7 protein-coding genes are annotated in these 10,312 nt (G+C 65.9%); 4 read left to right on the top strand and 3 right to left on the bottom strand.

Features of this window, described 5'->3' with window-relative positions; translation table 11 throughout:
- A partial coding sequence (locus LJE63_03590; protein ID MCG6905685.1) for a DEAD/DEAH box helicase occupies positions 1-2,499 on the bottom strand: 2,499 nt, incomplete at its 3' end.
- A 101-nt stretch (positions 2,500-2,600) separates the two neighbouring features.
- On the opposite strand from LJE63_03590, the gene LJE63_03585 reads away from it, so the two are divergent.
- A complete protein-coding gene (locus LJE63_03585; protein MCG6905684.1) occupies positions 2,601-3,179 on the top strand; it encodes a nitroreductase family protein in 579 nt (192 codons plus the stop codon).
- 63 nt (positions 3,180-3,242) lie between these two features.
- Positions 3,243-5,978: a pyruvate, phosphate dikinase gene (gene ppdK, locus LJE63_03580; GenBank protein MCG6905683.1), complete on the top strand. Its 2,736-nt coding sequence runs from the start codon at positions 3,243-3,245 to the stop codon at positions 5,976-5,978.
- Positions 5,979-6,313: 335 nt separating this feature from the next.
- Here the strand turns inward: ppdK and efp are convergent, their stop codons facing one another.
- Entirely contained in the window at positions 6,314-6,877 is a 564-nt protein-coding gene (gene efp, locus LJE63_03575; protein MCG6905682.1) for an elongation factor P, read from the bottom strand.
- A gap of 74 nt (positions 6,878-6,951) precedes the next feature.
- A complete protein-coding gene (locus tag LJE63_03570; GenBank protein ID MCG6905681.1) occupies positions 6,952-7,725 on the bottom strand; it encodes a hypothetical protein in 774 nt (257 codons plus the stop codon).
- A 394-nt stretch (positions 7,726-8,119) separates the two neighbouring features.
- Between LJE63_03570 and guaA the strand changes: the two genes are divergently transcribed.
- Together guaA and LJE63_03560 are read left to right on the top strand one after the other, a co-directional pair.
- Complete coding sequence (guaA, locus tag LJE63_03565; protein ID MCG6905680.1) at positions 8,120-9,649, top strand: glutamine-hydrolyzing GMP synthase; 1,530 nt, start codon at positions 8,120-8,122, stop codon at positions 9,647-9,649.
- Positions 9,650-9,655: 6 nt separating this feature from the next.
- On the top strand, positions 9,656-10,312 hold a 657-nt coding region (locus LJE63_03560), incomplete at its 3' end, for a hypothetical protein (GenBank protein MCG6905679.1).

Below are 10,312 nucleotides of genomic sequence, written 5' to 3'. Positions count from 1 at the left end.
CAGCAGCTCGTCCACCTGGTCCTCCAGGAATTCCAGATACGCCTGTTGGCCCGCGTCGTAGACCACCGCACAGCTGAGTCCCATGCGATCGGCGCGGTGCCAGCCGCCGACTTCCTCAGCCGAGCGCCGGGTTTCAAGGTCGAACACGCCGTAGCGCAGGACGCTGCCGGCCGAGCGGCTGCGGACTGGGGGCGCCGCCAAGGGTTTCGCCAGCGCCGCGGCCGGCGCCGGCCGCAGCGGCGCCGCAGCGCGCAGCCGGGAGAGCAGAAAGAGCGCGCCGGCCTTGTCGATGGGCCGGTTGCCGGAGCCGCACTTGGGGGAGTGCACGCAGGAAGGGCAACCGTGATCGCACGGACAGGCGGCAACCGCCTGCCGGGCTGCCGCCAGCAAGGCTTCCGCCTGGTGGAAGGCCTCCCGGCTCAGCCCGGCCCCGCCCGGAACGGCGTCGTAGATGAACACCGCGGGCCCGCCCACCTGGGGGTGAAAGGGGGTTGCAAGCCCGCCCAGGTCGCTGCGGTCGGCCATCACGATCAGCGGTGCAACCCCGATGGCGGCGTGCTCCAGAGCGTGCAGGGCCCCCATGAAATGGCGCTGGTCGGCCTCGGCCGCACGCTGGATCTCCCGGGGAACCGCAAACCAGACGCCCTCGGTCTCAAAGACCTGGGGCGGCAGGTCCAGCGCCAGGACGGCGAGCTTCTCCTGGCCGCGGATGCGGATCTTCTCGTAGCCCGTGACCTGCTCGGTGATCCGCAGCCGGCCGGTGAAGGCCCCCAGCCCCCACACCGCCCCGGCCTCGGCCACCGAGAGAATCCAGGTCTCCTTGTTGGCGCGCACCCGGGTGTAGTAGTCCACCCGCAGGGGGGCAGCGGTAACCGTGCGACCGGCGATATCCAAAGCCTCCACCCGGAAGCTCCGACCGCCGTGCAGATAGATCGCCCCGGGATGGGTTTCGCGAAACGCGCGGTAGGCGTCGATCTCCCCCAGGATCTGGCCGCTTTCGGCGTGGACGATGGTATAGCGCGCGCCACCGCCCCGCAGATCCACCTTCCGGTGGGGCGCCCGCCGGGCGGCAAACAGAACATCTCCCGCCGCGCTGCGCAACAGGACCCCGCTTTGTTCCAGCTCGTCCAGCGCTTCGGCTGCGCCGGGCACCTGCAGATAGGGTTCGCCGACCTGCAGGGGCAGCTCGGCCGCGGCGCAGACCAGATGACGGGCGAGCACCCCAGGGTTGAACGGGTTGACCACCGCGGCTTCCGGCGGCCGGTTGAGCAGTTCGGCCGGGTTGCGCAGGAAGTACTGGTCGAGGGCGTCTTCGGCGGCGATCAGGACCAGGGCCGAGGGCTGCCCGCTGCGGCCGACGCGGCCGCCCCGCTGCCAGGTGGCGACGATCGAGCCGGGATAGCCCACCAGCAGGCAGAGGTCCAGGTCCCCGATGTCGATCCCCAGCTCCAGGGCGCTGGTGGCGATCACCCCCAGCAGGTCCCCGGCGGCAAGCCGGCGTTCGATCTCGCGGCGCTCTTCGGGCAGCAGCCCGGCGCGATAGGCGCTGATCTTGCCGGCGAAGCCGCCGGCCTGCTGGGCGGCCCAGATGGCGATCAGTTCGGCCAGCCGGCGCGACTGGGTGTAGACGATGGTGCGCAAGCCCCGGTGGAGGGCGGCCTTGAGCAGCGCGATGGCCGCCCGCGCCGGGCTCTCCAGCGGATCGATCAGCACCAGGTGGCGGGGCCCCCGGGGGGCGCCGCTGCGGCCGACGGTGTGAACCTCCAGGCCGGTCAGCTGCCGCGCCAGGGCCCCCGGGTTGCCCACCGTGGCCGAGCTGAGGACGACGGTCGGCGCCGCCCCGTAATGGGCGCACACCCGCCCCAAACGCCGCAGCAGCTGGCCCATGTGGGCGCCGGCGATCCCGCGGTGGGTGTGAAGCTCGTCGATCACCAGGATCTCCAGGCCGGCCAAAAAATCGGCCCAGCGGCCGTGGTGGGGAAGAATCCCCAGATGCAGCATCTCGGGGTTGGTGAAGATCGCGTGGGGCGGGTCGCGCCGGATCTTGCTGCGCTGCCAGGCACTGGTGTCCCCGTCGTAGATCGCGGCCCGGGGGCCGCCGTCGCCCAGGGCGGCCGTCAGCCGGCGAAAGGCCCGCAGCTGGTCCTGGGCCAGGGCCTTCAAGGGGAAAAGGTAGAGCGCCCGGGAATTGGGGTTGCGGCAAACCCGCTCCAAAAACGGCAGGTTGTAGACCAGGGACTTGCCGCTGGCGGTGGGGGTTGCCACCACGCAGTGCCGCCCGGCGCGCACCAGGTCCAGCGCCCGGGCCTGGTGGCTGTAGAGGCGCTCGATGCCCACGGCCTTCAGCGCGGCGGTAAGCGGCGCCGGCCAGGGATGCGCCGTCGCATCCCACTGGGCCGCCACCGGCGGCAGCACCCCGTGGTGGGCCACCTGACCCCGGAAGCGGCCGGAGTTGAGCAGCGCGTGGATGTACTCCCCTATTTTTCCCGAAGTTTTCAAATGCTTGAAAAATTCTGCGTATCCATTATAGTGGCGTCGGGAACTGCGGCCGTCCATCTTAAGGGGCCGGGAACCCGGCATCCCATCACAAAACAGCGGCCATGGCCGCCATCAGCGCCATGACAACCTTTGACCGCATCCTGGAAAAACGCCGTTCGGTAAGGGCCTTTGACCCGCGCCCGGTGGCGCGCGAAGATCTCCTGGCGATCTGCCAGGCGGCCCGCTGGGCGCCCTCGGCTTGCAACAGCCAGACTTGGCGCTTCGTGGCGGTCCAGGACCGCAGCCGGATCCAGGCCCTCTGCCGCCAGGCCATGCGCCCGGTGGTCCCCAACCGCTGGCTGGCCCAGGCGCCGCTGGTGATCGCGGGCTGCTCCCAGCTGGATATCATCAGCAACCGGATCGGGTCAACGGTCACCGGCATCGAATACTACCGCATCGACCTCGGCATCGCCATGGAGCACATGGTCCTCAAGGCGACCGAGCTGGGGTTGGGCTCTTGCTGGATCGGCTGGTTCGACGAGCGCCAGGTCAAGGCCATCTTAAAGATCCCCCGCCGCATCAAGGTCTCGGCCCTGCTGGCAATCGGCTACGCGGCCGATGCGCCGCCGTCCCGCAGGAACCGCAAACCGCTGGACCAGATTCTTTTTGTCGAACAGTGGGGCCAGCCATTGGGCGACTGAGAAATCCGGGTGTCCACCCGGCCGATGCCAAACCAAAATCCGTCAATGAAAGGGGTTACAGCGATGTCCAAAAAATGGGTCTATCTCTTCGATGAGGTCGATGAAGCGGAGAAATACGCGGGGGGCAGTTGGGACGCGGTGCGCGGCCTTTTCGGCGGCAAGGGGGCCAACCTGGCGGAAATGACCCGCATCGGGGTGCCGGTGCCCCCGGGCTTCATCGTTACCACCGAAGCCTGCAACGCCTACCTTGAGGCCGGCGGCGCCTTTCCCGACGGCATGTGGGAGCAGCAGCTGGCGGCGCTTGCGGCCATCGAAGCGCGCACCGCTAAAAAATTCGGCGACCGCCGCAACCCCCTGCTGGTCTCCTGCCGCAGCGGGGCCAAGTTTTCGATGCCCGGCATGATGGACACCGTGCTCAACATCGGCCTCAACGACGCCACGGCCGAGGGCATGGTGGCCCTGACCGGGGACCCGCGCTTTGTCTTCGACGCTTACCGGCGCCTGATTCAGATGTTCGGCAGCGTGGTCATGGGACTTCCCGACGAGGTCTTCGAGGAGTATCTGACCGCCACCCGCCGCCGGGCCGGCGTGCAGACCGACGCCGAGCTCTCCGCCGACCAGTGGCAGGACGTGACCGCCGAGTTCAAGCGCATTTTCCGGGGGCGCGCGGCCCGCAATTTCCCCGAAGACCCCCTGGAGCAGCTGCAGCTGGCCACCGAGGCGGTTTTCAAGAGCTGGAACGGCAAGCGCGCCATCGACTACCGCAAGGCCGCCAACATCCCCCACGACCTGGGGACCGCCGTCAACATCGTCAGCATGGTGTTTGGCAACATGGGCGATGACAGCGCCACCGGCGTTGCCATGACCCGCAACGGCTCCACCGGGGAAAAACACATCGAGGGCGACTACCTGACCAACGCCCAGGGCGAGGACGTGGTGGCCGGCATCCGCATGACCAAGGACATCTCCCAGCTCAAAGAGGAGATGCCGGCGGCCTACGACGAGTTCGAAAAAATCTCCCAGCTGCTGGAGGGCCATTACCGCGAAATGCAGGATGTGGAGTTCACCATCGAGAAGGGCAAGCTCTGGATGCTGCAGACCCGCGACGGCAAACGAACGGCCCAGGCGGCGGTGCGCATTGCGGCGGACATGGCCGAGGAGGGGTTGATCAGCCGCGAGGAGGCCGTCCTGCGGGTCAGCGCCGAGCAGGTGGATTTCTACCTTCACCCCCAGTTCAGCCTGGAGGCCATCCAGGCCGCCAAAGAGATGGGCAACCTGCTGGCCACCGGCCTCAACGTCTCCCCGGGGGCCGCGGTGGGGGTGGTGGCGCTGGATGCCGATGTGGCCGAGGTCTGGGCCAAGGAGGAGGGCCGGCAGGTGATCATGGTGCGCGCCGAAACCAAGCCCGACGACGTCCACGGGATGCTGGCGGCCGAGGGCATTCTCACCAGCCGCGGCGGCCGCACCAGCCACGCCGCCCTGGTGGCCCGCCAGTTCGGCAAGCCCGCCGTGGTGGGGGTGGCCGAGCTGGAAATCGACATGAACAAGCGCCGGATCAAGTTCCGGGACACCATCATCAAGGAGGGCGAGTGGATTTCCATCGACGGCACTTTAGGCGAGGTCTTCAACGGCAAGCTGACCACCACCATATCGGACATCAAGGACCCGTGGCTGTTGAAACTGCTGGGCTGGGCGGATGAATTCCGCACCCTCGGGGTCTGGTGCAACGCCGATTACCCCCGCGACGCCCAGCGCGCCCGGGAGTACGGTGCCGAGGGCATCGGTCTGTGCCGCTCGGAGCACATGTTCTTCGAGGCCGAGCGCCTGCCCTTCGTCCAGAAGATGATCATGACCGACCTGCCCATCGAGCGTCAGGAGGCCCTGGATGCCGTCCTGCCCTTTCAGCGCGAGGATTTCATCGGCCTGTTCCGGGCCATGGACGGCCTGCCGGTGATCATCCGTCTGCTGGATCCGCCGCTGCACGAATTTTTGCCCAACCACTTCGAGCTGCTGCACGAACTGTCGGACCTCAAGATCCGCCTGCAGCACGCCGCCAACCTGGAAGAGGTGGACACGCTGCTGGACCAGTACAAGAAAAAGGAGCGGATTCTGCAGCGGGTGGAGAGCCTGCGGGAGCAAAACCCCATGCTGGGCCTGCGCGGCGTGCGCCTGGGGATCCACGTGCCCGAACTCTACACCATGCAGGTGCGGGCGATCTTCGAAGCCGCCTGCCGGGTGGCCAAGGAAGGCGGCAGCGTGCACCCCGAGGTGATGATCCCGCTTGCCGCCCACCGCAACGAGCTTAAAATCCAGCGGCAGCTGCTGGAGGCCGAGGCGCGCCAGGTGATGGCCGAGGAGGGCCTGGAGATCGACTACAAGTTCGGCACCATGATCGAGGTCCCGCGGGCGGCCCTGACCGCCGATGAGCTGGCGCAGTACGCGGAGTTCTTCTCCTTCGGGACCAACGACCTGACCCAGACGGTTTTCGGGGTCTCCCGCGACGATGCCGAGTCCGGCTTCCTGATCGAGTACATGGAGCGCCAGATCCTGCCCAACAACCCCTTTGCCACCATCGACCCTGAGGGGGTCGGGGAGCTGATGCGGATTGCGGTCGCCAAGGGCCGCGGGGTCAAACCGGAGCTGGAGATCGGGATCTGCGGCGAGCACGGCGGGGAGCCCCAATCCATCGCGTTGTGCCACGAGCTGGGGCTGACCTATGTCTCCTGCTCGCCCTTCCGCGTGCCTGTGGCGCGCCTGGCGGCGGCGCATGCGGCGCTGAAAAGCCGGCGGGAAAAATAACCGCCGGGAAAACGCCCGCGCCCCGGGGCCCTGCGGGCTGCCCTGCGCTTCTCGCAGCCGGCGGGCCCTGTGGAACTCGCTTGCGCTCAGACAGCCACAGGGCCTTTATCGCCGGCTGCTGCGATGCTCGGCCCGGGACGATGGGACATAAACCGGCGGGCGCAACAAGCGGTTGGGATAAGGCCGTGGTCTTCGAAAAACCCCTTTCCTGGCTGGATAAGCGGTCAGTTCTTGAAGGTCCAATTTCGGCGTAGCTCTGCATTTCAAAATCGCTGGGGCATACGTGAGATGCGTTCCCTCGACCCCAGGCATATATTGGCCTTTAAGCAGGGAACTCAGTTCTTGACGCGTTCCACGTACTGACCGGTGCGGGTGTCGATCCGGATTACCTCGCCCTCCTCCACAAAGGGCGGCACCTGAAGCACGTGGCCGGTTTCCAGGGTGGCCGGCTTGGAATCCCCGGAGGCGGTGTCGCCCTTGACCCAGGGGTCGGTGTGTTCGATCCTGAGCTCCACGAAATTGGGCAGGGTCAGGCCGATGGGCCTGCGATCGAAGAAGAGCATGCTGCAGACGGTGTTTTCCTTGAGCAGGTTGACGGCCTCGCCCACCTGCTCCTTGTTCAGGAATTCCTGGGTGTAGGTGGCGGTGTTCATGAAGCAGTAGCTCTCGCCGTCGTTGTAGAGATACTCCATCTCGTGCTCTTCGAGGTTGGCCTCGTTGAACTTTTCACCCGAGCGGTAGGTGCGGTCGAATTGGGCCCCGGTCACCATGTTTTTGAGCCGGCACTTGTAAAGCGCCTGGCCCTTGCCGGGTTTGACGAACTCAAACTGCACGATGACGTAGGGATCGCCGTCGATCTCGATTTTTACGCCTTTTTTCAAATCGCCGCTTTCAAGCATCTTTTGGTTTCTCCTCTGGGATTAAACCCGCCGGTGCGAAGCGCTGGCGAAGGCCCAAGGACGCGGACAGCCCGTCAGACCCCATCTTGCGCCACCGCCGCGGCGGTCTGGCGGGCCAGGCGGACAAAACGCCCCACCCGCTGCCGGTCTTTTCTAAAGCGCACGGGCCGCCCGTCGGCCCCCGCGGTATTGGTCAAGGTGCAGCTGTCCACGCCGGCCGGTCGCACGCGGCGGATGCCCGCGGCGACGTTTTCCGGCGAAAGGCCGCCGGCCAGGATCACCGGCCGGGCGCTGGCGGCCACCAGGCGGCGGGCGATCTCCCAGCTGCAGGTGCACCCGGTGATGCCCACGAAGCCCTTGACCGGCTCCTTTTCTCCGGCCCCGCCGGCCTCCGGGGCGAGCAGGGTGTCGGTCAGGAAATAGTCGGAAACGGACTCGAAGGCCTGAGCCAGCCCCAGGATGCCGGCACTGCGGCCGCGCCCGTTGGCGGGCACGGGAATCGAGCGCATGATCCGAATTTCGCCAAAAGCCTCGCGAACCCGCCGCTGACCCGCGACCAAGGCGGCCAGCCGCCCCCGGCGGGCGGCCCCCAGCGGGAGAGCCTCGCAGAAATGAACGATATCCGGCCGGTAATAGTCCAACGCCCGGGCCAGGCCGTCAAAGTCGCTGAAAAGGGGGATCAGACTGCTGACCCGGCCCGCCGCCTGAACCGCCCGCACGGTATCCCGGATCGCGGGCTGGCGCCAGGCCTCACGAGAGACCAGCACGCTGCCGACATGGTCCACCCCGAGAGTGATCATCTGCTCGGCTTCGTCCGGGGTCTGAATTTCATAAATCTGAACAATCACCTGCAGACCCTCTATTGCGTGACCGTTGCCCGATAACGCATTCCGCGCTAAGCCGCATGGCGCAGCGGTGAGGCGTTTTTAGCATTTTATCTGGCGGTTAAGGATTGATCGACCGGTAAAAAATCAAAATTTGAAATGGTGGTGAAAAAAAGTTCACGTTACGGCGCATAAATCTCGAGGAGTGAGGCCTACTTATGTACGCTGCAGCGACCTCGAGATGCAGCGCAACGCGGAAATTGAGCTTTTTACGCCGCCATCAAGGATTGACAATTCGGGCGCTATTTACCATATTCGATCCGTTTTAGCAAACCGTTCCGCCACCCGGCAGCATGGTAGATCCCTGAAAAATAAAGCTTTTCAATCGCAAAGGACCCAGTCCCGGCAAAGGATACGCATGATCCTGATCATCGATTTCGGCTCCCAGTACAACCAGTTGATCGCCCGCCGGGTGCGGGAGGCCCATGTCTACTGCCGCATCGAGCCGCCCGGCATCGACCTCGAGACCGTGCGCCGGATGGCCCCCGAGGGGATCATCCTCTCCGGCGGGCCTTCCAGCATCTACGAACCCGACAGCCCCAAAATGGATCCGGGCGTATTCGACCTGGGCATTCCGGTCCTGGGGATCTGCTACGGCCTGCAGTTCATGGTGGACGCCCTCGGTGGCAGCGTCCAAAAGGCCGGCAAGCGGGAGTATGGCCTGGCGACCCTGACCATCACCGACCCCAAGCCCCTCTTCCGCACCCTGGGGCCCACCACCCCCTGCTGGATGAGCCACGGCGATTCCATTGCGCAGCTGCCGCCCGGCTTCGCGGTCACCGCCACCACCGACAACACCCCGGTGGCCGCCGCCCAGGACGTGGCCCGCCGTCTCTACGGGCTCCAGTTCCACCCGGAGGTGGTGCACACCCCGCGCGGCAAAAACATATTGAAGGCCTTTCTCTTCGACGTCTGCGGCTGCCGGCGCACCTGGACGATGAAATCCTTCGCCGCCGACGCGATCTCCGAGATCCGGCAAACAGTGGGCCCCAAAAAGGTCATCCTGGGACTCAGCGGCGGCGTCGATTCCTCGGTAGCCGCCCTGCTGCTGCACCGTGCGGTGGGCCGCCAGCTGACCTGCATCTTCGTCGACAACGGCCTGCTGCGTCTCAACGAGGCCGAAAAACTCAAGGCGCTCTTCAAGGAGCACCTTCAGATCAACATCCGCTTCGTTGCGGCCGGCAAGAAATTCCTCGACGCCCTCAAGGGGGTCAGCGACCCGGAAAAAAAACGGAAGATCATCGGACGGGTCTTCATGGCGGTCTTCGAAGCCGAGGCGCTCAGGATCACGGACGCCGAATTCCTGGCCCAAGGCACCCTCTACCCCGACGTGATCGAATCGGTGTCGGCCTTCGGCGGGCCCTCGGCGGTGATCAAATCCCACCACAACGTTGGCGGGCTTCCCAAGAAGATGAAGCTCAAGCTGGTGGAGCCGCTGCGCTATCTTTTCAAGGATGAAGTCCGCCAGCTGGGCAAGACTTTAGGGCTGCCGGAGGCCATGATCTGGCGCCAGCCGTTTCCCGGCCCGGGCCTGGCGATCCGCATCATCGGCGAGGTGACCGCCAGCCGGCTGCGCCTGCTGCGCGCGGTGGACGCCGTCCTGCTGGAGGAGATCCGCCGCAGCGGCTACTACCGCAAGCTCTGGCAGTCCTTCGCGGTCCTGCTGCCTCTTAAAAGCGTCGGCATCATGGGCGATCAACGGACCTACGAGAACATCGCGGCCATCCGCGCGGTCACCAGCAAGGACGCCATGACCGCCGACTGGGCCAGGCTGCCCCACAACCTCCTGGGCACCATCTCCAACCGGATCATCAATGAAATTCGGGGGGTCAACCGGGTCGTCTACGACATCAGCTCCAAACCCCCCAGCACCATCGAATGGGAATGAAAACCGATGGCAGATCGCGAAAGTTTTAAACTGGGGCGCAACGACGAGGACAGCGGCCTTCTTTTAGAGGAGGAGCGCCAGGAACAGCGTCTGGAAAAACCCAACCGGCGCTTGACGGTCTTTGCGATCCTGGTGCCGCTGGTGATCGGCGCGATTGTGGCCTACGCCTACGTCGACCTCAAAACCGAGTTCGCGGCCGTCAAAGAAGGGGACGTGCAGAAACTCTCGCAGGATCTGGACTCGCGGTTCTCCTCGCTCTCGCTGCAGTCTGCCAAGCTCGAGGAAACCCTCCGGGGGCAGCTGGCCGAATTTGAGAAAACCGGCAGCGCGCTTGCCGCCAAACAGAGCGACCTGGAAAAGCGGCTCACCGCCCTGGGCGCCGCCCTGCCCGACACGGCGGCCATCCAGCAGGCGCTCTCCGACATCACCGCCCAACTCGCCCCGCTGGCAGCCCAGGTCGCGGCCGTTGAGGGCACCCTGGCCACCCTGACCCGAACCAACCGGGAGAGCGTCGAGGCCCTAGCGGCTCTTGACCAGCGCTTGAAATCGGTTGAGGCAAGCAGCGCCCAGCTCGGCCAAGACCTGGCCGCCCTGTCGGCGGCCCAGCTCGACCGGCGGGAACTGGCGAGCACCGTGGAGGCCGCCGTGGCCACCGAACGCAAG

This window comes from Desulfobacteraceae bacterium, assembly GCA_022340425.1.
In the GTDB taxonomy this organism is placed as follows: Bacteria; Desulfobacterota; Desulfobacteria; order Desulfobacterales; family JAABRJ01; genus JAABRJ01.
The sequence above is the reverse complement of the archived record's forward strand: the minus strand, read 5'-3'. Positions and strand labels throughout refer to the sequence as shown.